This window comes from Maribacter arcticus, assembly GCF_900167935.1.
GTDB classification, from domain to species: Bacteria; Bacteroidota; Bacteroidia; order Flavobacteriales; family Flavobacteriaceae; genus Maribacter; species Maribacter arcticus.
This window is the reverse complement of record NZ_FUYL01000010.1, coordinates 117,400-139,161: the sequence shown is the minus strand read 5'-3', so window position 1 is coordinate 139,161 and position 21,762 is coordinate 117,400. Positions and strand designations below refer to the sequence as shown.

Here is a 21,762-nt window from a genome sequence, read left to right as displayed (position 1 = left end):
AGATTACTTATGCAAATTTATAACAATCAATACTACATCACCTTTCCCTTATAGGCTTGTAAAAAAGTCTTTTGTACTGATTGGATTTTCTAAAGAAATTTTTCCTTTAGTTTAGGTGTAGGAATCATGCAGGATTCTTTTTTCCCGTACCATTTATAGCGATTCTTCGCTACAATATCGTATACGATATTTCTAAAAGACTCTGGTAACCATAGTAAAATAGAGGAAAGTGTTCGTAGTCCTTTTAGATTTTTTCCAATTTCTAGCGCAGCGGTAGATTTTGTATAATAAGCCACGTTGGGCTCTATAAGAATGATGGAATCAATATCTTCTGTATCTATATTTCTTTCAGCCAGTAACTTTCTACCAGTTTCACTTTGTAAAGCTGCAAAGCGAAACATATCAATATGATCTCTTTTTATGATAAACTGTACTGCACCATTGCAAAGATTGCAAACGCCATCAAAAAGGATTATTTTCTTATAGTTTTCCACGGATTAAAGATACAATGGGTATGAATTAAAACGTGCAACTTTATAATGTATTTAAGAAAGTAGTCAAATCGGTATTCTTATCGAGATTTAGTTTCTTTTTCAACCGATATTTGGATTTTAAAATACTATTAGGCAAGACATTCAATGTGGCGGCAATCTCTTTAGCGGTGAGATTCATTCGCAGAAATGCTGCCGACCGAATTTCCTTTTCCGTAATATCGGCATAAATGGCCTTTAATTTGTTATCAAAATCATAATGTTCAACAGCAAAATAATTTTTAAAGATTTCCCAATCTTTATCTTCAGCATGTTGTTTTTTAAATAACAGGAACCCAACCTAGCGATACAGAGTTACACGGAAATCTAAGAATGCGAATGAAAATTGCAGGGGGGTATTTGGACATAAATGAAAACGATATTGATGATGAACCATCATGGAATAGGTCAGAGGATAATTTTGTTGATGTTCAAAATGATAAAACTCATACTATAAACGATGATAACATCCTTAAGCCTTACCGCCCAAATATGGCTGTTGATTTTATAGAATATTATGGACAACTATATGATTATATTGGCTTTGGAAATAGTGCTAATTTGGGGAATAAATCGGGTAATGTAAAACTTGAAGATTTACTTTTGAACGAAGAGCAAAAATTCAAGTTAGACTTTAATGCCAGTATAACTGCTCATTTTAAAGTTGTAAGAATACAATAGTAAAAAATGCAGCTGGCCGCTCAGGTTGGATTCAATAACTTGATCCCGGCTGCCTTTTTTCACAATAACGAATATCGTTTTTTATATTTCATAGAATCAGAAATTGCCAAAATAATCAAATCAACACCTTTGAACCTTTAAAGAGTATTCCACGTCATTAGATGGCACTTTGCAAAGTCGCTTACTTCGCTTTATATGGCCGTCTTACTCTTTTAATATCGTATACGATTTAATTCAACTATCTGATAATCAATTTATGATGTGTTATTTCATTCGTTCAACCAACTCTAACTGGTCCACACTGACATTTGTGGTGAACATTCCATAATTTACTGTTGCCTTGCCTTTTTCAAGCTTGTCGATACTACCAACAGCTTTACCATCTGTCATACGAACCCTGTCTCCGATATTAAAAACAGGTCTTGGTTTGTTCTTTTCTTTATGAATAGCTTTTTTCTTTTCGACCTTCTTCTTTTCTCGAATAACTTCTACTTCTTTTTGTACTTCTTCGGCAACTTGTACTTTTTTGACACGTTCGGCTTTCGCTTGGTTGGCCGTTTTCTTTTTACGCTTGCTATTCTCCGTTTCTACGATGCGTAATAGCTCAGAAACCAAAGGGCGTTTCTTATTGTCTTGAAAATATTTGTCTGCCGCTGTGTTTACTTTGTTCCCTAATTGAATCATGCGTTGGTCGTGGTCGTACAATTCTTGATAGTTCTCTAGTTTTGACTTGACCTTGGCATTCAATTTTTCTAATCGCTCGTTTTCTTCACGGGCTTTGTTTTCCTCTTCTTTCAATCTAGAGCCAGTTTCAGCCATTTTGCTACGCTCTTTTTGTAATTTAGCTATGGTAGCATCAAAACGTACTTTACCACGCTCAATCTTCTTCTTAGCCTTATTTATAAGCGAGTAGGGTATACCATTTTTCTGGGCAACCTCAAATGTAAACGAACTACCGGCTTGCCCTAAAATTAATTGAAAGGTAGGTTCAAGGGTTTTTCCATCAAAAAGCATATTTGCATTAGTCACATGAGGTAACTCATTGGCAAGCGCTTTTAGATTCGCATAGTGGGTCGTGATTACGCCAAAAGAACCACGTTCATAGAATACTTCTAAAAACGCTTCGGCCAATGCACCCCCCAGTTCGGGATCACTACCGGTACCAAACTCATCAATTAAGAATAAAGTTTGATTATCACATCGTTTCAAAAATTGGTTCATGTTCTTCAAGCGATAACTATATGTACTTAAATGATTTTCAATACTTTGGTTGTCGCCAATATCCGTTAATATCCTTTTGAAAAAACATACTTCGCTACGTTCGTGAACGGGAATCAAAAGCCCACTTTGCAGCATGACCTGTAGTAAACCTATGGTTTTTAGCGTAATACTTTTACCTCCTGCATTTGGTCCGGAAATAACAATAATGCGATTTTCATTGTGTAGTTCTATAGTCTGGGGAAATGTCTTTTCACCTTTGCGTTTATTATTTAAAAAAAGCAATGGATGAAATGCATCTCGAAGATATAAGCGATTATTGGTGTTTATTCTGGGTAATAAAGCATCTATATCTTCCGCGTATTTAGCTTTTGCCGCAGTTACATCTACTTGGGTTAAATATTCCTGATAATCTCTTAAAAGGGTTCTAAAGGGTCTAATTTGGCTTGTGAGTTGCTTGAGAATGCGTTGAACTTCTTCCTTCTCATCAAATTCTAGATTATTGAGTTCGCGACTATATTTCAAGGCCGCTTCTGGTTCGATATATACAATGCTACCGGTTTTGGAGGTGCCCATTACAGCTCCTTTCACTTTTTTACGGTGCATTGCTTTAACCGCTAAAACCCTTCTATTTTCTACGACGGACTCTCGAATTTCGTCCAAATAGTCGGATGCTTGGTACGTATTTAGAGCCGAGGCAAAACTTTGTGTGATTTTGCCACGTACCTGATTTATTTGTCTTCGGATGCTAAACAGTGAATCAGAAGCATTGTCTTTAACCTCTCCGAAACGATCAATTACGTTATGGATTAAATCTGGTATTTGCGTATTGGGTTCTAATCTAAAAACGAAATCATTGAAAAGCGGATAATAATCTTTGAATTTTTTAAAGAACTTATGGTGCAGGGCTAACGTAGTACAAATACTTGCAATGCGTTTAAACCCTTGTAATTCTAAAGTGGTGTTCTCTATTTTTAGAAGTCTAAGGTCTGAATTAATACTATCGAAACCATGGTTGGGAATACGATTTTCACTAATTAGCGAAGAAAGGTATTCTGCTGTTTTCCCTAGTTCTAATTTAATAACTTCATCTGTAGTAAATGGCGCAATTTCTAATGCAGCTTCTTTACCCAATTCAGTATGGCAGCGAGCAGATACTTGCTTTAATACAGATGGAAATTCAAGGTCTTGTAATGTTTTCGAATGTATGTTCGCCACGTTTTATTTTAATAAGCGGCAAAGGTACGGATTGGCTGCGATATGTGGAAAACGAGATTGCCGACTATATATCATTGCAATGTCATAAAAAGATATTTCTATTTGCAATAGAAACAATTATTTTCCAAAGTAGGTTTAGTATGAACAAATAGTATAGTAATTGGTAGTTTTGTGATGTTCAACGTAAAGCATCGTTATTATGACCACATACATTCATCCTAGCTGGAAGCAACATTTACAGGAAGAATTTGATAAGCCATATTTTAAGAAACTAACTGAGTTTGTAAACCAAGAATATGCACAGCATACGTGTTACCCAAAATATTCAAATATTTTTTCAGCTTTTAACCATAGCCCTTTTGATAAAACAAAGGTGGTCATAATAGGACAGGACCCATACCATGGTCCTAACCAAGCGAATGGATTATGTTTTTCGGTTAAAGATGGTATAAAACATCCACCTTCATTGGTGAATATTTTTAAAGAAATTGAAATAGATTTAGGAGCGATTTATCCTGAAAGTGGAAATTTACAAAGATGGGCTGACCAAGGTGTACTATTGCTAAATGCTACACTTACTGTTAGAGAGCATGAGCCAGGAAGTCATCAAAAAAAAGGATGGGAAAAATTCACAGATGTAGTAATATCAAAATTGTCAGATGAAAGGTCTGATATTGTGTTTATGCTTTGGGGAGGTTTCGCTAAGAAAAAGACCAAATTAATAGATTCCAATAAGCATCATATTCTAACATCAGGGCATCCGTCTCCTTTAAGCGCTAACCGCGGGTATTGGTTTGGAAACAAACATTTTTCAATATGTAATAATATATTGAATGATTTAGGCAATAAATCTCTTATTTGGTAAGTTATTTATTTAGATTTTTCTAAATTTAAGAAAGATTTTTTTTTGGAAATTAATATACACTCATACTAACAAAAAACAAATGAGCAATTTAGGTAGATTGAATTCGATATTATTAGTAGATGACGATGAAGCAAGTAATTTTTTGCATTCAATTTTCATTAATAAATTAGACTTAGATGTAGAAATTAATTCTGCACTCAACGGTCAAGAAGCTCTTGATTTTATTTTAGGTAAAGGACAAAGCGAATTAGAATTACCGTGTATGGTTATGCTCGATTTGAGAATGCCGATTATGGACGGCTGGCAATTCATGAAATCGTACGAAGAGTTGGTTCCAAAAAAATTAAAAGAACAAATCACGATAGTTTTAGTTACAATCAGTGATAATCAAGAAGATAAGGATAGAGCGGTAACTAATGAATTCATTGCCGATTTCTCTCAAAAGCCTTTATCTGATGATACGTTCAAGCAATTGATTCAAAAACATTTTAGTTTAGCTACCACTTAAAATTAATATAAAATTTTTGATAGGGGGATAGATTTGTCAATTAAATCTAGCGCCTTCAAGGTGTCTTGAATTTTTATCAAGGTGCTTTCTGATAGTTGCTTCTGACTCCATTCGGTTATTTGTAACCATTCTTGAATATCCTCTAGTTTTTGTTGATAGCGATTTGATAAGGTGGAGTCAATTCGAGGTATTTGTTTAAATTCTACGGTATATATATTTATAATTTCTTGAATATGTTTAACCAAACTCTTATTTTTTGATAGAAATTCATCGGTTCCTACCAAAACGAAACATGGCCAAGGAGTAGGACAATTACCTAAATGTCTAAAAATTCCGCTATCCACCAGTGGTTTGGTTGTAAAACGTTCCCACATAAAATAGTCAGCTTGAGAAGTGGTTAGACTTTCTACTGCACCGCTAAGGTTGTTTACTAAATTGAATTTCAACTTTTCCGTTTCCCAGCCCATTTGTTTGGCCTGTACGTAAGCCATAAGGTGGCTTCCACTACCAAAACGACTTATGGCAGCTATAGTATCCTTTAATTCTTCAAGCGACTTATAATTGCTATTGGCATCTACATGAATACCCCAAAGCAGGGGAGAGGCAATATATTCCTGTATAATTTTAACCTTGTTTCCCTCGGTAATACTTTTTACAATTCCTTCAGTAAGAATAATCGCTAAATCGGTTTCTTGATTTGTTAATAGCTCACACATTCTACCGGTTCCTTCAGGTATATCTGTCCAAGTTAAATCAATGCCTCTTTCTTCAAAAGCACCTTCTTCGATGGCTAAATGCCAAGGTAAATTGAAATGTTCGGGGACCCCTATAATTTTAACGGTTTTCATTTAGTATTTTTAATGTTTTATATGTGGCATATTGATATCGAATCAGAGTGGTTTCCTTATTGAATTTTAAGATGCTATTTGATTAATTAAAATCTAACACTCTTTTTTTAATGGTCTTTCGGTAAAAATAAGAAGTACAACACTAAGATTGTTCTAAATGTATGTTAAGCCAACCGTTCTAGGCAGAACTTAATTAGTTCGTCGACTGACTTTGCAGGATTAGTAGAAAATTCACCGGTTGATCTATTGGCTAAAATGCAATTCATCGAAACCGCCTCATGACCTAATAACTGAGATAGGGCATATATACCTGAAGTTTCCATCTCTAAATTGGTTAAAGAGAGTCCTTCATAGCTAAAAGATGATAGTTTTTCCATCAGTTCCATTTGACTTGGTTTTAGTCTCAGTTGGCGCTGTTGTGGTCCGTAGAAGCCTGTATTTGTTACGGTGAATCCTAATCGTATACGATTATTTTTAAAGACATCTCCTAGTTTTTTTGAATAATTAAGCACATATGGCCTTGCTTTGTTCTTATCCCAAGAGGTATATGCAATAAAGGCATCTTCAATTTGAACATGACTAATATTCTCGTGCTCATAGAAATGCAATAGACCGTCGAAACCCATGGCATACTCACTCATTAAAAACGAATCTACTGGAATATCATTTTGTATTGCGCCACTCGTACCAATTCGAACAATTTTTAGAGAGGTATGATTCTTTTTTAATGTTCTGGTTTTGAAATCAATATTTACCAGGGCATCAAGTTCATTTAAAACGATATCGATATTATCTGTACCAATGCCAGTAGAAATAACCGAAATTCTTTTCCCGTTTTTATGTCCGGTATGGGTCACAAATTCTCGTTTTCCTTTTTTTACTTCAACACTGTCAAAATGACCAGAAACCTGGCTAACCCTATCGGGGTCACCTACGGTGATTATAGTAGTAGCTAAATCTTCTGGGAGTAAATTAAGATGATATATACTTCCATCTTCATTTATGATAAGCTCTGCAGGCCTTAATTGCATGCTATAGCTTTAAAATTCTGTTAGAATCGGTGTTGTAAAGAAAATTGTATTTTAATGCACCTCCTAAATACACGTCATTATCTTGAATACAGGAATAATAACTTGTTTTGCCTTCTAATATTTCTTTTCCTTTTTTAGACAAACGAACAGGGTTTAAGCTTGTTATTAAAGGTTTTAGGCGGGTTATTGCTCTATCGTATTGTGTGTCAGCAAAACCTAAGTTTCCTTGATTTTTAAGGATAACCTGCATGAACTCTGACTTTGACTTAGGCTTTTCGTTAAGAGCTAAACGTAATATGGTGTTTTCCATTTCATTTAATCCGTTAGCAATACTTGGAAACCTTTTTAAGTGTGTCTTAACGGCATCACCTAAATAATCGAACTGATAATCTTTAAAGTCAGTTAAATTCTCTAAACGTATAGGATTATTGCTGCAGTATAATTGCCAAACATAATCAGCATATTCCGCATCGTCTTGTGTTAATTCTTTTTTATTATTGTATAAATTCAATAGTTGCTCATCGGTAAGCTCATTCAGACTATACATTTTATCTGAATCATCTTCCTTTCCACTACAAACAAGGGAAATTTGAGCGTACTTACGATGCGTTAATAACCAACTGATTACCGCAAGCATATTAACTTGACAAAAAAGGTCGTACTCAAACCATAATATAATATGGTCTTGCTGCTTATGGCTACACAAGGATCTATATTCTTTTAAGGTCTTTTCAATAAACCAAGATTTTGAAACTTTATAGTTTTTATGAAGGAATTCGAATCTTGCTTTCCAAAATGTTTCCGTCCCAACGGTGGGTAAAGTCTTTCCTTCACATAGCATTTCGTTCCATGTGATTACATCGCCATCGAGGTTTAATTTTTGGAGACGTTGGGTAAAATTATCCCCATTGGTAATGTGTAAAAGAGAACTCATACCAGCTTGATTTAGTTTGATTGGATTAAAAATAACACTTATAACAACGTTAAAAAATAATTTAACAGAAAACAAGTAGAAGTTTACATTTAAAGGATATAAATACCTTATCCACCTACACGTTTGACTTTAAAGCCTTTATCTTTTAAAATAGTCATAATTTTATCACGATAATCTCCTTGAATGATAATTTTATCATCCTTAAAACTCCCGCCAACACTAAGTTTTGTCTTGATTTCTTTTGCCAACTTTTTAAAATCTTCATTAGCACCCGTGTATCCTTCTAAAATGGTAATGGGTTTTCCCTTACGTTTTTCATACTTACAAATTATAGGGTCCTCTTGTAACCAGATTTTATTTTCATTCTCCTTTTCGGATAGAACATCTTGCGGTTCATGATCCGGAAAAAGATTTTTTAGTTGATCTTGTAAGTCCATCACCTATTTTTTTATCAATCCTAATTCAATCAAACGCTCATGTAAAAATTCACCTGCAGTAATATCGGTATACAGCTTAGGATGCTCTTCATCAATACAATTATCTAAACAATTGAGAGGCATTTCGCTAACTGGGTGCATAAAAAATGGAACAGAATATCTAGAAGTTCCCCAAAGTTCTCTTGGCGGGTTAACTACTTGATGTATTGTAGATAATAACTTGTTATTGGTTAAACGTGAAAGCATATCGCCTACGTTAATCATTAATTGATCAGGCCTGGCAATTGCATCTACCCATTCACCTTCATGATTTTTCACTTGAAGTCCCTTGCCATGAGCACCCATTAATAAGGTAATCAGATTAATATCGCCATGAGCTGCCGCCCTAACGGCATTTTTAGGTTCTGATGTAATAGGTGGGTAGTGTATAGGGCGTAAGATTGAATTGCCATTTTTAATGAAATCATCAAAATAGAATTCATCTAATTTTAAATGTAATGCCAGTGCACGTAAAACGTATTTTGCAGTTTTCTCTAACATCTTATACGTCTCTTTACCAACTGCATTAAATTTTGGAAGCTCTTTAACGATAACATTAGCTGGGTATTCTTTTTCTAATGCGTCATTATCCTCTACATACTGTCCGAAATGCCAAAATTCTTTTAAATCCCCTTCTTTTCTTCCTTTGGCATGTTCTTTTCCAAATGAAGTATATCCACGTTGACCACCAATACCTTCTATTTGGTAGCCATCTTTTATATCTTCAGGTAAATTGAAAAATTCTTTTATTTCTGCATACAATGAATCAACCAATTGATCTGATAGAAAATGTCCGCCTAAAGCAACGAAACCGATTTCTTCAAAGGCCTTACCAATTTCATTAATAAACTTTTGTTTTCTCCTTGGATCTTCCGAAAGAAAATCTGACAAATCAACACTAGGTACTAAGCTCATGTTTTTATGGGATTTATGTAAAATTAATAATTATTGTGGATTTATAAGCAGTGTTATAAATGATACTTGATGAACGCATTTTTGTTACATTTATATTTTATTTGCAAAATATACAGTCTTTATGAATTATAAACCTTTTCAAGTAGCTGACGATATTAAGGTAAAGCTTTTTAAATCAATGCTTAAGCCACGAATGATAGAGGAGAAGATGTTAATTCTTTTACGTCAGGGTAAAGTCTCTAAATGGTTTAGTGGTATTGGGCAAGAAGCTATTTCGGTAGGGGTTACTAGCGCATTGAATAGTGATGAGTATATTTTGCCAATGCATAGAAATTTAGGGGTGTTTACCACAAGAGAAATACCATTATACCGACTTTTTACACAATGGCAAGGTAAGGCTAGCGGTTTCACTCAAGGTCGTGACCGAAGTTTTCATTTTGGTACCCAAGAATTTAAAATAATAGGAATGATTTCTCATCTTGGACCACAATTAGGTGTAGCTGATGGTATTGCTCTTGCTCATAAATTACGAAATGAAAAAAGAGTAACCGCTGTATTTACAGGTGAAGGTGCAACCAGTGAAGGTGACTTTCATGAAGCACTAAATGTTGCTGCTGTATGGGAATTACCTGTTTTGTTTTGTATTGAAAATAATGGATATGGATTATCGACACCTACCAACGAGCAATTTAGATGTGAAAACCTAGCCGATAAAGGAATTGGCTACGGTATGGAATCTCATATTATCGATGGTAATAACATTTTAGAAGTATATATCAAAGTATCGGAATTGGTTGAGGATATGAGAATTAATCCACGACCAGTTTTACTGGAATTTAAAACTTTTCGTATGCGTGGGCATGAAGAAGCTAGTGGTACAAAATATGTTCCGCAAGATCTTTTAGATACGTGGGCTGAGAAAGATCCGTTAGAGAACTTCACCTCTTTTTTAAAGAAAGAAAAAATACTAACAGATGATATTATAGATAGCATTAGAGCTGAATTTCAAGCCGAAATCGATGAACATTTACAAAGAGCATACGCTGAAGAATCGATAACTCCTAATGAAAGTAAAGAATTAAGTGAGGTATACCAAAAATTTGAATTTAAAGATATTACACCTAGTATACATACCAAAAACATACGTTTAATTGATGCGATTTCTGATGGATTAAGAGCATCGATGAAAAAGTTCGACAACCTTGTTATCATGGGGCAAGATGTTGCTGAATATGGAGGTGTGTTTAAAATAACAGATGGCTTTGTTGAAGATTTTGGAAAGGAACGTGTACGAAATACTCCAATTTGTGAATCGGCAATAGTATCAGCTGCTATGGGGTTGTCAATTAATGGTATAAAAGCGGTAATGGAAATGCAATTTGCCGACTTTGCTAGTACCGGCTTCAATCCTATTGTAAATTATTTAGCCAAGAGTTTTTATCGATGGGGAGAAAAGGCTGATGTTGTTATACGTATGCCCTGTGGAGGGGGAGTAGCGGCTGGTCCGTTTCATTCTCAAACCAATGAAGCATGGTTTACCAAGACACCAGGACTTAAAGTTGTTTATCCTGCATTTCCTTACGATGCTAAAGGTTTATTGGCAACAGCGATTGAGGACCCAAACCCTGTACTATTTTTTGAACATAAAGGCTTATATAGAAGTATGTATCAAGAAGTGCCGGTTAATTATTATACGTTACCCTTTGGTAAGGCTAGTCTTCTTAGAGAAGGTTCTTCGATTACCATAGTTACCTATGGTGCAGGAGTGCATTGGGCTTTAGAGTGTTTAGATAATAATATGGAAATTCAGGCCGACTTATTAGACCTAAGAACCTTGCAGCCTTTAGATATTAATGCTATTTATGATTCCGTTAAAAAAACGGGTAAACTTATCATACTACAAGAAGATAGTTTATTTGGAGGTATTGCAAGCGATATTTCAGCTTTAGTAATGGAGAATTGTTTTGAGTATTTAGATGGACCAATACGAAGAGTTGGTAGTTTGGAGACTCCAATTCCATTTGACGCAAAATTAGAACAACAATATCTTGCCAAATCTAGATTTGAATCTGCTTTATTAGAACTCATTGCTTATTAAGCATATACGTTAACATTATTCTTAAAAGAGCCAAAGTGTCATATACTTTAGGTGGATATTTGCGTTATATGTTGGATTATAATGGATAGTAATCCATCCAAAAAGTAAGAATTAACGTATATAGAATCAAACCTAATAAATTTACTTATGAAAAAAATGATTTGGCTATTTAGTATTGTTCTTTTAGTATCCTCTTGCTCTGTATCAAAAGATGCACGTGGAAAAAGAAACTTATTAAGCGGAACTTGGACATTGAACAATGTTGCTTTTGAAGGCAATACTGGAAACGTAAAAGCAGTCTTATTTAACGACGTAGAAGATATATGTCTTGAAGGCAGCGAGTGGTTCTTTCGTGACAATAACAGTACTGGTAGATATACTATTAATCAGTCAACCCTTTGTACTGGTGGAGACCGTTACATTAGATGGTCTGTTGTAGAGCGTGAAGAAAATTACACTAGTCAGTTACAGTTTAAATTTATTAATGAAAAAAATCAGGATATTTCTGGTGGAGCGGGCTACCGTTTAAATATTGAAACTTTAACTGAATATGCAATGATTTTGAAATCTAACGTTATGGTAGACGGTACTGCGGTAAACGTAGTATATGAGTTTACTAAAAAATAATAACCTACTTTAAAATTAAATTTAAGTTTATGAAAACAATGATAATACGTAAAACTAGTTACATAATCGCTCTTGCTATGGTAATGAGCTGTAGTACGGTTAAAAACGCAAATAAAACTCAAAAAGGTGCTGTTATAGGTGCTGCAGGTGGTGCAGTAATCGGTGGTGTTTTGGGTAATAATGTTGGTAGTGGTAATAATACTGCTCTTGGCGCAATTTTAGGTGCTGCCATTGGTGGTGCTGCAGGTGGTTATATCGGTAATAGAATGGACCGACAAGCGGAACGTATCGAAGAAGAGATTCCGGGTGCAGAAGTAAAAAGAGTTGGTGAAGGTATTAATGTAACTTTTAATGAAGAAGCAGGTGTTTACTTCGCAACTAATAAATCGAACATTCAAGGTACTTCGGCTACTACATTAGATAAGTTAGCAGGTATTTTCAAAGAATACCCTAATTCTAATGTTTTGGTTGAAGGACATACTGATAGTGCAGGTGCTGATGAATATAATATGAATTTATCAAAACAAAGAGCAGAGTCGGTTTCTAATTACCTAATTAGTAAAGGAATTGATGCAAGTCGTTTCGATACAAAATGGTACGGTGAAACTCAACCAGTAGGCGATAATACAACTACAGAAGGTAAAGCAAAAAATAGAAGAGTTGAATTAGCAATTGTTGCTAGCGAATCTTTAAAGCAAGAAGCAAAAACACAAACCAATTAAGAGAAACTTATTTTGGTATTGAGTTAAAATAAAAGCCCTGCATTTGCAGGGCTTTTTGTTTTTGGTGTAACTTCCCAATGGTGAAAGAACACGATATACTTATTGTAGGGGGCGGTCTTGCAGGGCTTACTGCGGCTATTCATTTGGCTTTAGAAGGGAAGCATGTTGGTGTTTTTGAAATGAATATATACCCGCATCATAAGGTATGTGGTGAATACGTATCTAAAGAGATATTGCCTTATTTTAATAGGCTAGGTCTTTTTCCTAGTTCGGTCGGGGCTGTTGATATCACACAGTTTCAAATTTCAACTCACAAAGGATTTTTGGTAGAAACAGAATTACCACTCGGTGGTTTTGGGATAAGTAGATATGCTTTAGATCATTTGCTGTACCAACGAGCCAAGGAACTGGGGGTAATATTTTATTTTGAAAAAGTAAATGGTACCGCTTTTAAGAACGATGTTTTTACAATTACTACAACAACTAATACATATACTTCCAAAATTGTAGTAGGTGCCTATGGCAAGCGTTCGGTATTAGATAAAAATAAGGAAAGGGAATTCAGTCTCAAAAAGAACTCTTGGCTCGCGGTTAAAGCTCATTATCAATCACCTGATTTTCCTAATGAACTAGTTGGTTTGCATAATTTTGATGGAGGATACGGCGGACTCTCTAAAACGGAATCGGGGGCGGTCAACTTCTGTTACCTTGCACATTATGAAACCTTTAAAAAATATAAAGACATCACCGCTTTTAATAATGAAGTTGTGGCGAAAAACCCTTTTCTGAATTCATTTTTATCAAGCGCAAAACCATTATTCAATCAACCCATGACCATTGCCCAGATTTCCTTTGATAAAAAAGATGCAGTGGTGGACCATATGCTCATGTGTGGTGATACAGCAGGATTAATACATCCACTTTGTGGAAATGGAATGGCAATGGCAATACATAGTGCTAAACTTGCATCTGAATTGGTATTGCGATTTTTTGAGGATTCAAACTATGAACGACATCAGTTAGAGAATGATTATAAAAAAGTATGGTCCAATACATTTAGCAAACGTTTATGGTTCGGTAGAAAATTACAGCGTATCTTAATGAACAAATCAATGGTTTCAATGGGGATTCGTACGGTTGGAAAATCGAAAACCTTGTTAAAATATATTATAACGAAGACACACGGAGAATTGATAACCTAATGGTAGATTTTACACGGCGAAGTACTGAAATTGAGATTATGGATACCTATTCTGGTACTACCAAAGAACTGGATACGATACTACAGGATATAAATAAGGTAAATAGGCTACTAGGTGGTTATAGTATTACTTTAAGTGCTGTTTTTAAGCTTCTTGCATTAAAAAATAAGGAATCGTATACGATTTTAGATATGGGTTGTGCGGAAGGAACCATGCTTAGAAAGCTGGCTTTGGAAGCTAGAAAGCGAAATATTCACCTCAAGTTAATAGGAGTAGACTTAAATAAACAAGGGCTAGAATTAGCAACCTATTATTCCACAGAATATCCTGAGATTACTTATTTAGAAGCCGATATTTTAACTGCTGATTTCTCAGCATATAGTATAGATGTGGTAATGACTACGTTGACCCTTCATCATTTCACAGATAAAGGCGTGGTTCAATTTGTAAATCAGTTTAATTCCCTCGCTTCTATAGGGGTCGTTATCAATGATTTAGAGCGTAATCCTATAGCTTATTATTTATTCAAGGCGTTTAGCTTCTTTTTTATTAAAACAGAAATAGCCAAAAAAGATGGGCTGCTATCGATACGAAGAGCGTTTAAAAAGAAAGATTTAATGGGGTATGCAGCTCAAGTAAAAAATGCATCTCACCAAATTGAATGGAAATGGGCCTTTCGATATGTATGGGTTTTAAAAAAGAAGTAGTAGATTGAAGACTAAGAACAACTATGAATCAAACAAGAATTGTTAGTGTTACCAAAGAATTACCTGAGTATTTTAGATATACAAAGGATATACTGCCATTAGTTGAATTTTGGTTAAGCGGTCAGGAAGAGCGCTTTACACGTAAGGTCATTAAGATTTTTGAAGGTGCCGCCGTAGACAAGCGATATTCCATAATGCCCCCAGAAGAGGTATTTGTAGCCACCACTTTTGAAGATAAAAATAAAATTTATGTTAGGGAGGCGAAACGTATGGGAGCAAATGTGCTGCGAAACGCTCTTCAAAAGAGTAGCTGGCAAGCTGATTCTATCGATTATATCATAACGGTAAGTTGTACGGGTATTATGATACCTTCCTTAGATGCTTATTTAATCAATGAACTCGGTATGCGTCAAGATATTGTTAGGCTGCCTGTGACTGAGATGGGTTGTGCTGCTGGGGTGTCAGGTCTCATCTACGCACATAATTTCCTTAAATCTAATCCAGGTAAGCGAATTGCTTTGGTCTCAGTTGAGAGTCCGACCGCAACCTTCCAATTCAATGATTATTCTATGGCCAATATGGTAAGTGCTGCAATCTTTGGCGATGGTGCGGCTTGTGTACTTTTATCTTCTGAAGAAGATGCTGTTGGCCCTAAAATTATTGGTGAGGAAATGTACCACTTTAAAGATGCTACCCAAATGATGGGTTTCGATTTGACTAATCATGGATTAAAGATGATTCTAGATCCAGCGGTGCCAGAAACAATATCAAATCATTTTTCGGACATTGTTCACCCATTCTTGGAAAAATATGGAAGTGATATTCATAAAGTCGACCATCTAATTTTTCATCCTGGAGGAAAAAAAATAGTACAAACCGTAGAATCATTATTTGGTGCTTTAGGAAAGAATATTGACGATACCCGCGAAGTTTTAAGACTGTATGGTAATATGAGCAGTGCTACTGTTCTTTACGTTTTAGAACGTTTTTTAGAAAAAGAGATACCAACAGGTGAACAAGGACTCATTTTAAGTTTTGGTCCTGGTTTTTCGGCACAGCGAGTTCTAATCGAATGGTAGTTTATAAAAGTAATTAGAAGAATGAAAACTAATTTTTGGGCATTGATTTTAGGCGGTAGTAGCGGACTTGGTTTGGCTACAGCAAAGAAATTAGCAAGTCATGGTTATCACATCATAATCGTTCATCGAGATAGACGTTCTGATATGGATACTATTGAAAATGCCTTTGACGAGATTCGTGCATTTGGTAATCAACTGATAACATTGAATGCCGATGCCTTAAATGCAGAAAAGCGTCCAGTTATCATCTCCGATATAGAACACCAATTACCAAAAGGGCATCAAATTAAAGTTTTGGTACATAGTGTTGCAAAGGGAGCATTGAAGCCAATGTATTCCGAAAGTAATTCAACCCTTACCGATACTGATTTCAGAATAACATTCGATGCAATGGCATTGAGTTTATATGATTGGACAAAGGCATTAGTCGCTACAAAGTTATTTGCCTCAGATACTAGAATAATTTCGTTTACAAGTGAGGGTAATACCAAAGCTTTACCAAATTATAGCGCCGTTTCTGTAGCTAAAGTGGCTTTAGAGGCATTGACACGAAGTATTGCTCTGGAATTTGCACCAATCGGTATAAAAGCGAATTGTATACAAGCAGGTATTACGATGACCAAATCTTTATCTATGATTCCGGGTTATGAGCAGATTAAAGCAAATGCATTGAAAAGAAATCCTAATAATCGATTAACAACTCCTAATGATGTGGCAAATGCGGTTTATATGCTAACCACCGATGAAGCAAAGTGGATTACTGGTACCGTAATCAAAGTAGATGGTGGGGAAAGTTTAATTTAAGATATAATCGATGATAAGAAAACCATTTCAGTGGATAGTGAATAGATTACCCTACTCGGAGCCTTTTCTGTTTGTTGATGAGATTTTAAAGGTAGATGAGAAAAGTGCAGAAGGAACGTATACGTTTAAACCTGATGCTACATTTTATGATGGTCATTTTAAGAATAATCCAGTAACGCCAGGAGTAATATTAACCGAGTGCTGTGCGCAAATTGGTCTTGTCAGTTTGGGGCTTTATCTTTTGGGGGAAGAAAATAACATAGAAGACCTAAAAATAGGAATGAGTAGTTCTCAAATGGAATTTTTACTACCAGTTTTTCCCGGAGAACGTGTTCGGGTTACCTCAGAACTTATTTACTTTAGGTTTCATAAATTAAAGTGCAATGTTAAAATGTTTAATGAAGAAGATAAACTGGTCTGTAAAGGTATATTGGCAGGCATGATGGGTGTACATAATGAGTAGACGAGTAGTGATTACAGGGTTGGGAGTATGTGCGCCAAATGGAGTGGGGCTTACCGATTTCACCCAATCTCTTTTAGAGGGTAAAAGTGGCATTCGGCATCAACCTATTTTAGAAAAATTAGGGTTCGGCTGTCAGATAGCTGGTGAACCCTTGGTGAAAGATAATCTTATTGATAATTATTTTACACCGCTTGAAAGACGGGGGCTGAATGCTACAGGAATCGTATACGGTGTAATAGCGGGGGTAGATGCATGGAAAGATGCTGGTTTAAAAAAGAACGAGACAAAAGAGCCTAGCTGGGACCGAGGTATACTTTTCGGGACAGGTATTTTGGGTGTAGATAAATTTAGAGAAGCCATTCACCTTATTGATGAAGGTAACGTTCGAAGATTGGGCAGTACTTCTGTCATACAAACGATGGCCAGCGGAATTAGTGCTTATATAGGCGGATTGTTGGGTTGCGGTAACCAAGTAACAACCAATTCTGCTGCATGCACGACAGGTACAGAAGGTATTATTATGGCATACGACCGTATTAGTCAAGGGAAAGCCGAGATTATGCTAACGGGAAGCTGTAGTGATAGTGGCCCGTATGTATGGGGCGGATTTGATGCTATGCGTATTTTACCTAGAGCATATAACGATAATCCCTCCCAAGCCAGTAGACCCATGAGTGCATCTGCTAGCGGGTTTGTTCCTGGAAGTGGGGCAGGAGCTCTAATTTTAGAATCCCTAGAAAGCGCACAGAAAAGAGGTGCACATATATATGCTGAAGTATTGGGCGGAGAAATTAATAGTGGCGGTCAATTAGGAGAAGGTTCTATGACAGCACCAAACAGTATAGCGGTACAGCGTTGTATTCGTAATGCTATTTTCAATTCGGGCATAAAAGCATCTGAAGTCGATGTGATAAACGGTCATTTAACTGCTACGGCCAAAGATGCTTTAGAAATTGAAAATTGGAGCATGGCTTTGAATCGGTCAGGAAAAGATTTCCCATTTGTTAATTCTTTTAAAGGGTCTATAGGTCACTGCTTGGCAGCAGCTGGTAGTATAGAGAGTGTAGCGACTATTTTACAATTTCAAGAAAATGTGGTGTTTAAGAATGTAAATTGTGATGATATACATACTCAAATACAATCATTAATTTCAGAAGATTGTATTCCAAGAAAGACAATAAGTTATACGCCCAGAATAATTGCTAAAGCAAGTTTTGGTTTTGGAGATGTTAACGCATGTGTTATTTTTAAAGCCTATTCCGATTGAATTCTTTAGGAGCTCAATTAAAAAAACATTAAAACATACCTTTTGGTATAAAAATATAAAAAGATGCTAGAAGAAATTAAATATCAAAAATTAAAGGATATTATTAAAATATACCTTCCTGAAGATGTGACTGTTGCAGATGTTGAGCAGAATAGTCATTTCATGAATGATTTAAATATCAATTCCGCTAACCTAGTAGACATTGTTCTAGATGTAGAGGATGCTTTTGATATTCGATTAGAAAACGATGATATGGACCAAATGCAAACGGTAAACGATGCCATGGCAATTATAGATACAAAACTGAAAAGTAAATAACAGCTTCCTTAGTCTCTTTCTTTAATAAACATCGAAGATAACACCCCTGATGCTAAAGCAACAGAAATTACCACTATAGAAACCCACTCTGGTAATTCTAAATAATGTGAGAAAAGCATCTTTAATCCTACAAAAGCTAGTATCACAACTAGGCTATAGTTGATGTATCTAAATTTCTCCAACATTCGTGAGATTAAGAAATACATTGATCGTAAACCTAAAATCGCCAAAATATTGGAGGTAAATACGATAAAAGGGTCTGTGGTAATTGCTAATATGGCTGGTATACTATCTAAGGCAAATAGAATATCGGTTAGTTCTATTACTATAAGCGCTATGAATAGGGGAGTAGCGGCATTGACACCTATTTTTTTTACGAAAAAATCATGACCATGGATGGAGGTTGTTATCGGATATATCTTTTTAATTTGTTTAAATACAAATGAGTTTTTAGGGTCAAAATCATTTTCGTCACCCTTCAACATTTTAAATGCGGTGTAAAGGAGGAAAATTCCGAAAATATAAATTATCCACTCAAATTTGGTAATCAAAGCAACTCCGAAGAAAATCATTAACGCTCTAAAAACAATTGCTCCTAAAATTCCCCAGAATAACACCCTATGCTGATATAAAGGAGGAATCTTGAATGAACTGAAGATAACTGCGATTACAAAAATATTGTCTACACTTAAAGAAAGTTCTATTAAATACCCTGTAATATATTTTAAAACAGCGTTGTTAGGTGTTAGTCCGGTTGGGTTATCAATCAATCCAGAATTAAACAACCAATAAATAACACCACTAAAGCTAAAAGCAATAGTAACCCAAATTGCAGTCCAAATACCTGCTTCTTTAGATTTTATAACATGGTCGTTTTTATGGAACACGCCAAGGTCTAAAGCAAGAAAAATAAGTACAAAGACAATAAAAACAATCCAGACTATCATATCATTTTTTTGGAAGTGCAAAGGTATTAAATTTTGACATTTAGAGTTTTATTTTATCAAAATGTTTACTGCTTGATAATCAAAATTTTAACCTTGCAATCATCTATCGAATTACTCCTATAGTTTTGCAATAGATTATAACTTTTACATTTATTAGGGCTCCTATTAAATTAAATACTACATCGTTAGCCTGTCATAGTGGTAAGTAGGATTAGTGTATTAAGGGTATAGAGATAAAGCGTTTTTACAACAGATTATAAGTCCGATTTTATGGGGATAGATTTCACAAAAGCTATAATTAATTCAAAGGATAAACTGTTTAGTTCTATCGATTAATAGCATCTTGCATTAGTATATGTTGGTGTTCGAAAATATAGTATTACATTTCTAGAAGAACAACTATTGAAATGAAAAAACTAACCTTATTGGGTGGTGTTTTCATATACCTACTTTTAGGTGTGAACACTACTTTCGCACAAGATGCTGATACGATTAATGCTAAAATAAACAAGAGAACTCTTCTTAAGAAATTTGAGGCTGATTATGTATTGTCTGTTTCTGAACGTATTGCGTTAAAGCAAAGCAGAATTGCATTTCAATATCGAACTAAAGAGATATTGGATTCACTTGATATATCTGATAAAAAAAGAAAGCGCCTAATTGAAGAATTAAAGCGCAATCCGTTTTCTGAAAAAATTCAAAATGTTATCGCAAGTAAAACTAAATCCGAGGATAATTTTGAAGATTAAATCGTATTAAAATTAAGTCTAATGCGATTGCATTTTAGCTTTTCGTTTTTCTAACTGTCTCTGTAAATCTTCTACCGAAGAAGCTATAGATGCTTCGAAACTTCCTGTAGAAGATTGAGCAAATAAGCGAGGTCCAGGCGCGCTCAAACGTATATTACATACCATACCTGTATCAGGTGATGATGTATTTTCAGTCTTGAAAAAAACATCGGATCTTACTATAAAATCAAACTTATCCAATAATTTTTCTAATTTTTGGGCAGCCATAATTTCCAATCGGTTGCTGGCTTTCACATCGTCGTATTCAAAATTGATATTCATAGGTTCAAAGTTTAGATTAAGATACTCATTTCAAATCTTCTTAACAACTAAAAAAAGATTTAATAAATAGCTTATTTGAGTTATCAATTGCTAATCGTTTTGTTTCTAAATCGTTAACGAAAGTGTTGAAATTTTAAAGTTTAGTTAAACTATAACAATCATAGTTCATATTCAAACTTCTTACCTTAATTTGAAATATATTTCCCACATTTTCATTTTAAAACCTTGCCCTATGGAAAATGAACAGGATACATCTAAATGTTTAGGGGAATTGGAGCGTTGTTATAGTACGCTTCAATATTTTAGAACCCTTATAGATTCATATTTATATGAACCTTCTACTATGGCTCTTTTTGAGACTAAAGCGTATCTAAAAGATAAAATAGGGAAGCTGGCAGCTGCAAACGAAACCCTTTTAAATTATTTAAAACGTACCAATGAGCTTTTGCCAGATCAGTACCAATCTGTAAATTTTCACATTGAGGAAACTGTAGCACTAGAAAGTGATGTTATGGAGTACACTCATAAAACTAGAAAGTCTATTAAAACCCTTATTCAATAGTTGAGTTTGATAGTTGGTTCACCAATTATTATTAATATATACTGCTTCTTATTCTATTTATAGTTTGGTATAGATTTAGCTAGTTATAAGGTGGTAAATACCACAAAACCTATGAAAACAGTTATAGCCTCTATATTCGTGTTAAGCGTATTGTTTGGTTGTTCTTCAACCAAAAACAGTATCAGTGACAATGATCCTATTCATACACTTATGGCTTCAAAATCTTTTGAGTTTACTGCTGATTGGGCAAACCCAATGGTTACTCAAAGTATGAATGCTGTAGCTAATTCAGGGCTAATACCACCAGGCAGCAATGTGGCCCGTATTAATTTGGCCGGAAATCCCAATTACTTAAAAGTTTTTGGTGATAGTGTTTCAGCTAATTTACCTTATTATGGCGAACGTCAATTTGGAGGTGGCTACGGTTCAGCAACAGGAATTGAGTTTAACGGAATTCCTGAAGATTATGTGCAAACCATTGATTCTGATAAAGGTAAATACCATATCAGTTTTAATATTAGGGACAAGTCCGACAATTATCATGTAACAATGGCCATCTTTCCAAGTAAATCTACGAGTGTATCTGTAAGCCTCAGTAATCGAAATTCTATTCGTTATGAAGGCGCAATTAAAGCGTTGGAAAACAGTACTAATCAATAGATCTATTTCTTT

The 21,762-nt window shown here is 35.0% G+C and carries 25 protein-coding genes; 16 read left to right on the top strand and 9 right to left on the bottom strand.

All coding sequences use genetic code 11. From position 1 onward, the window contains the following. Window positions 1–89 precede the first annotated feature (89 nt). Complete coding sequence (locus B5X55_RS15350) at window positions 90–494, bottom strand: thiol-disulfide oxidoreductase DCC family protein (protein WP_079513512.1); 405 nt, start codon at window positions 492–494, stop codon at window positions 90–92. Between the two features lie 375 nt (window positions 495–869). Between B5X55_RS15350 and B5X55_RS15340 the strand changes: the two genes are divergently transcribed. Then, complete coding sequence (locus B5X55_RS15340; protein ID WP_079513511.1) at window positions 870–1,211, top strand: hypothetical protein; 342 nt, start codon at window positions 870–872, stop codon at window positions 1,209–1,211. A 264-nt stretch (window positions 1,212–1,475) separates the two neighbouring features. Here the strand turns inward: B5X55_RS15340 and B5X55_RS15335 are convergent, their stop codons facing one another. Then, window positions 1,476–3,647 (bottom strand): endonuclease MutS2, encoded by a 2,172-nt coding sequence (locus B5X55_RS15335; RefSeq protein WP_079513510.1) that lies wholly within the window; start codon window positions 3,645–3,647, stop codon window positions 1,476–1,478. A 199-nt stretch (window positions 3,648–3,846) separates the two neighbouring features. Between B5X55_RS15335 and B5X55_RS15330 the strand changes: the two genes are divergently transcribed. Both B5X55_RS15330 and B5X55_RS15325 read left to right on the top strand, forming a co-directional pair. Then, entirely contained in the window at window positions 3,847–4,512 is a 666-nt protein-coding gene (locus B5X55_RS15330; RefSeq protein ID WP_079513509.1) for a uracil-DNA glycosylase, read from the top strand. A 79-nt stretch (window positions 4,513–4,591) separates the two neighbouring features. Continuing rightward, window positions 4,592–5,020, top strand: coding sequence for a response regulator (locus B5X55_RS15325; RefSeq protein ID WP_079513508.1), 429 nt, complete (start codon window positions 4,592–4,594; stop codon window positions 5,018–5,020). 2 nt (window positions 5,021–5,022) lie between these two features. Here the strand turns inward: B5X55_RS15325 and B5X55_RS15320 are convergent, their stop codons facing one another. The 5 genes from B5X55_RS15320 to B5X55_RS15300 form a co-directional block, all read right to left on the bottom strand. After that, window positions 5,023–5,868 (bottom strand): substrate-binding domain-containing protein, encoded by an 846-nt coding sequence (locus B5X55_RS15320; RefSeq protein WP_079513507.1) that lies wholly within the window; start codon window positions 5,866–5,868, stop codon window positions 5,023–5,025. A 164-nt stretch (window positions 5,869–6,032) separates the two neighbouring features. After that, window positions 6,033–6,899, bottom strand: coding sequence for a nucleoside phosphorylase (locus B5X55_RS15315; RefSeq protein ID WP_079513506.1), 867 nt, complete (start codon window positions 6,897–6,899; stop codon window positions 6,033–6,035). 1 nt (window position 6,900) lies between these two features. Continuing rightward, window positions 6,901–7,833, bottom strand: coding sequence for a DUF1835 domain-containing protein (locus tag B5X55_RS15310; RefSeq protein WP_079513631.1), 933 nt, complete (start codon window positions 7,831–7,833; stop codon window positions 6,901–6,903). A 107-nt stretch (window positions 7,834–7,940) separates the two neighbouring features. Further along, window positions 7,941–8,270 (bottom strand): translation initiation factor, encoded by a 330-nt coding sequence (locus B5X55_RS15305; RefSeq protein WP_079513505.1) that lies wholly within the window; start codon window positions 8,268–8,270, stop codon window positions 7,941–7,943. Window positions 8,271–8,273: 3 nt separating this feature from the next. Beyond that, window positions 8,274–9,224: an isopenicillin N synthase family dioxygenase gene (locus tag B5X55_RS15300; protein WP_079513504.1), complete on the bottom strand. Its 951-nt coding sequence runs from the start codon at window positions 9,222–9,224 to the stop codon at window positions 8,274–8,276. A 121-nt stretch (window positions 9,225–9,345) separates the two neighbouring features. Here B5X55_RS15300 and B5X55_RS15295 point away from each other — a divergent pair, with 121 nt between their 5' ends. The 10 genes from B5X55_RS15295 (at window position 9,346) to B5X55_RS15250 (ending at window position 18,511) form a co-directional block, all read left to right on the top strand. Next, window positions 9,346–11,322, top strand: a complete 1,977-nt coding sequence (locus B5X55_RS15295; RefSeq protein WP_079513503.1) for an alpha-ketoacid dehydrogenase subunit alpha/beta — start codon at window positions 9,346–9,348, stop codon at window positions 11,320–11,322. Window positions 11,323–11,469: 147 nt separating this feature from the next. Then, complete coding sequence (locus B5X55_RS15290) at window positions 11,470–11,949, top strand: lipocalin family protein (protein ID WP_079513502.1); 480 nt, start codon at window positions 11,470–11,472, stop codon at window positions 11,947–11,949. A gap of 38 nt (window positions 11,950–11,987) precedes the next feature. Continuing rightward, window positions 11,988–12,671: a YiaD family glycine zipper/OmpA-like lipoprotein gene (locus B5X55_RS15285; protein WP_394332853.1), complete on the top strand. Its 684-nt coding sequence runs from the start codon at window positions 11,988–11,990 to the stop codon at window positions 12,669–12,671. 77 nt (window positions 12,672–12,748) lie between these two features. Beyond that, window positions 12,749–13,873 carry an NAD(P)/FAD-dependent oxidoreductase gene (locus tag B5X55_RS15280; protein ID WP_317042726.1) on the top strand — a complete coding sequence of 375 codons (1,125 nt, stop codon included), beginning with the start codon at window positions 12,749–12,751 and terminating at the stop codon, window positions 13,871–13,873. Next, window positions 13,873–14,580 (top strand): methyltransferase domain-containing protein, encoded by a 708-nt coding sequence (locus B5X55_RS15275; protein ID WP_079513500.1) that lies wholly within the window; start codon window positions 13,873–13,875, stop codon window positions 14,578–14,580. The genes B5X55_RS15280 and B5X55_RS15275 overlap by 1 nt, the downstream gene beginning before the upstream one ends. A gap of 23 nt (window positions 14,581–14,603) precedes the next feature. Next, the gene (locus B5X55_RS15270; RefSeq protein ID WP_079513499.1) at window positions 14,604–15,659 is read left to right on the top strand and encodes a type III polyketide synthase; all 1,056 of its coding nucleotides are present in this window, start codon (window positions 14,604–14,606) and stop codon (window positions 15,657–15,659) included. Window positions 15,660–15,680: 21 nt separating this feature from the next. Further along, complete coding sequence (locus B5X55_RS15265; protein ID WP_079513498.1) at window positions 15,681–16,463, top strand: SDR family oxidoreductase; 783 nt, start codon at window positions 15,681–15,683, stop codon at window positions 16,461–16,463. Window positions 16,464–16,473: 10 nt separating this feature from the next. Further along, entirely contained in the window at window positions 16,474–16,926 is a 453-nt protein-coding gene (locus tag B5X55_RS15260) for a 3-hydroxyacyl-ACP dehydratase FabZ family protein (RefSeq protein WP_079513497.1), read from the top strand. Beyond that, window positions 16,919–18,193: a beta-ketoacyl-[acyl-carrier-protein] synthase family protein gene (locus B5X55_RS15255; protein ID WP_079513496.1), complete on the top strand. Its 1,275-nt coding sequence runs from the start codon at window positions 16,919–16,921 to the stop codon at window positions 18,191–18,193. Before B5X55_RS15260 ends, B5X55_RS15255 begins: the two co-directional genes overlap by 8 nt. Window positions 18,194–18,256: 63 nt before the next feature. After that, window positions 18,257–18,511 (top strand): acyl carrier protein, encoded by a 255-nt coding sequence (locus tag B5X55_RS15250; protein ID WP_079513495.1) that lies wholly within the window; start codon window positions 18,257–18,259, stop codon window positions 18,509–18,511. 8 nt (window positions 18,512–18,519) lie between these two features. Here the strand turns inward: B5X55_RS15250 and B5X55_RS15245 are convergent, their stop codons facing one another. Then, the gene (locus tag B5X55_RS15245) at window positions 18,520–19,458 is read right to left on the bottom strand and encodes a TerC family protein (protein WP_079513494.1); all 939 of its coding nucleotides are present in this window, start codon (window positions 19,456–19,458) and stop codon (window positions 18,520–18,522) included. A gap of 407 nt (window positions 19,459–19,865) precedes the next feature. On the opposite strand from B5X55_RS15245, the gene B5X55_RS15240 reads away from it, so the two are divergent. After that, complete coding sequence (locus tag B5X55_RS15240) at window positions 19,866–20,207, top strand: hypothetical protein (RefSeq protein WP_079513493.1); 342 nt, start codon at window positions 19,866–19,868, stop codon at window positions 20,205–20,207. Window positions 20,208–20,225: 18 nt separating this feature from the next. On the opposite strand, the gene B5X55_RS15235 is transcribed toward B5X55_RS15240, so the two are convergent. Next, window positions 20,226–20,528: an HPF/RaiA family ribosome-associated protein gene (locus B5X55_RS15235; protein ID WP_079513492.1), complete on the bottom strand. Its 303-nt coding sequence runs from the start codon at window positions 20,526–20,528 to the stop codon at window positions 20,226–20,228. A 232-nt stretch (window positions 20,529–20,760) separates the two neighbouring features. On the opposite strand from B5X55_RS15235, the gene B5X55_RS15230 reads away from it, so the two are divergent. Then, window positions 20,761–21,090 (top strand): hypothetical protein, encoded by a 330-nt coding sequence (locus B5X55_RS15230; RefSeq protein ID WP_079513491.1) that lies wholly within the window; start codon window positions 20,761–20,763, stop codon window positions 21,088–21,090. Between the two features lie 111 nt (window positions 21,091–21,201). Then, window positions 21,202–21,750, top strand: coding sequence for a DUF4251 domain-containing protein (locus B5X55_RS15225; protein ID WP_079513490.1), 549 nt, complete (start codon window positions 21,202–21,204; stop codon window positions 21,748–21,750). The last annotated feature ends 12 nt before the right edge of the window (window positions 21,751–21,762 follow it).

What these genes read in the sequence shown, in the direction of transcription:
- B5X55_RS15235 (WP_079513492.1), bottom strand. Translation starts at nt 20,528, where the DNA reads ATGAATATCAATTTTGAATACGACGATGTGAAAGCCAGCAACCGATTG.
- B5X55_RS15225 (WP_079513490.1), top strand. Translation starts at nt 21,202, where the DNA reads ATGAAAACAGTTATAGCCTCTATATTCGTGTTAAGCGTATTGTTTGGT.
- B5X55_RS15265 (WP_079513498.1), top strand. Translation starts at nt 15,681, where the DNA reads ATGAAAACTAATTTTTGGGCATTGATTTTAGGCGGTAGTAGCGGACTT.
- B5X55_RS15285 (WP_394332853.1), top strand. Translation starts at nt 11,988, where the DNA reads ATGATAATACGTAAAACTAGTTACATAATCGCTCTTGCTATGGTAATG.
- B5X55_RS15295 (WP_079513503.1), top strand. Translation starts at nt 9,346, where the DNA reads ATGAATTATAAACCTTTTCAAGTAGCTGACGATATTAAGGTAAAGCTT.
- B5X55_RS15320 (WP_079513507.1), bottom strand. Translation starts at nt 5,868, where the DNA reads ATGAAAACCGTTAAAATTATAGGGGTCCCCGAACATTTCAATTTACCT.
- B5X55_RS15305 (WP_079513505.1), bottom strand. Translation starts at nt 8,270, where the DNA reads ATGGACTTACAAGATCAACTAAAAAATCTTTTTCCGGATCATGAACCG.
- B5X55_RS15260 (WP_079513497.1), top strand. Translation starts at nt 16,474, where the DNA reads ATGATAAGAAAACCATTTCAGTGGATAGTGAATAGATTACCCTACTCG.
- B5X55_RS15325 (WP_079513508.1), top strand. Translation starts at nt 4,592, where the DNA reads ATGAGCAATTTAGGTAGATTGAATTCGATATTATTAGTAGATGACGAT.
- B5X55_RS15255 (WP_079513496.1), top strand. Translation starts at nt 16,919, where the DNA reads ATGAGTAGACGAGTAGTGATTACAGGGTTGGGAGTATGTGCGCCAAAT.
- B5X55_RS15230 (WP_079513491.1), top strand. Translation starts at nt 20,761, where the DNA reads ATGGAAAATGAACAGGATACATCTAAATGTTTAGGGGAATTGGAGCGT.
- B5X55_RS15250 (WP_079513495.1), top strand. Translation starts at nt 18,257, where the DNA reads ATGCTAGAAGAAATTAAATATCAAAAATTAAAGGATATTATTAAAATA.
- B5X55_RS15280 (WP_317042726.1), top strand. Translation starts at nt 12,749, where the DNA reads ATGGTGAAAGAACACGATATACTTATTGTAGGGGGCGGTCTTGCAGGG.
- B5X55_RS15290 (WP_079513502.1), top strand. Translation starts at nt 11,470, where the DNA reads ATGAAAAAAATGATTTGGCTATTTAGTATTGTTCTTTTAGTATCCTCT.
- B5X55_RS15315 (WP_079513506.1), bottom strand. Translation starts at nt 6,899, where the DNA reads ATGCAATTAAGGCCTGCAGAGCTTATCATAAATGAAGATGGAAGTATA.
- B5X55_RS15270 (WP_079513499.1), top strand. Translation starts at nt 14,604, where the DNA reads ATGAATCAAACAAGAATTGTTAGTGTTACCAAAGAATTACCTGAGTAT.
- B5X55_RS15240 (WP_079513493.1), top strand. Translation starts at nt 19,866, where the DNA reads ATGAAAAAACTAACCTTATTGGGTGGTGTTTTCATATACCTACTTTTA.
- B5X55_RS15310 (WP_079513631.1), bottom strand. Translation starts at nt 7,833, where the DNA reads ATGAGTTCTCTTTTACACATTACCAATGGGGATAATTTTACCCAACGT.
- B5X55_RS15340 (WP_079513511.1), top strand. Translation starts at nt 870, where the DNA reads ATGAAAATTGCAGGGGGGTATTTGGACATAAATGAAAACGATATTGAT.
- B5X55_RS15330 (WP_079513509.1), top strand. Translation starts at nt 3,847, where the DNA reads ATGACCACATACATTCATCCTAGCTGGAAGCAACATTTACAGGAAGAA.
- B5X55_RS15275 (WP_079513500.1), top strand. Translation starts at nt 13,873, where the DNA reads ATGGTAGATTTTACACGGCGAAGTACTGAAATTGAGATTATGGATACC.
- B5X55_RS15245 (WP_079513494.1), bottom strand. Translation starts at nt 19,458, where the DNA reads ATGATAGTCTGGATTGTTTTTATTGTCTTTGTACTTATTTTTCTTGCT.
- B5X55_RS15300 (WP_079513504.1), bottom strand. Translation starts at nt 9,224, where the DNA reads ATGAGCTTAGTACCTAGTGTTGATTTGTCAGATTTTCTTTCGGAAGAT.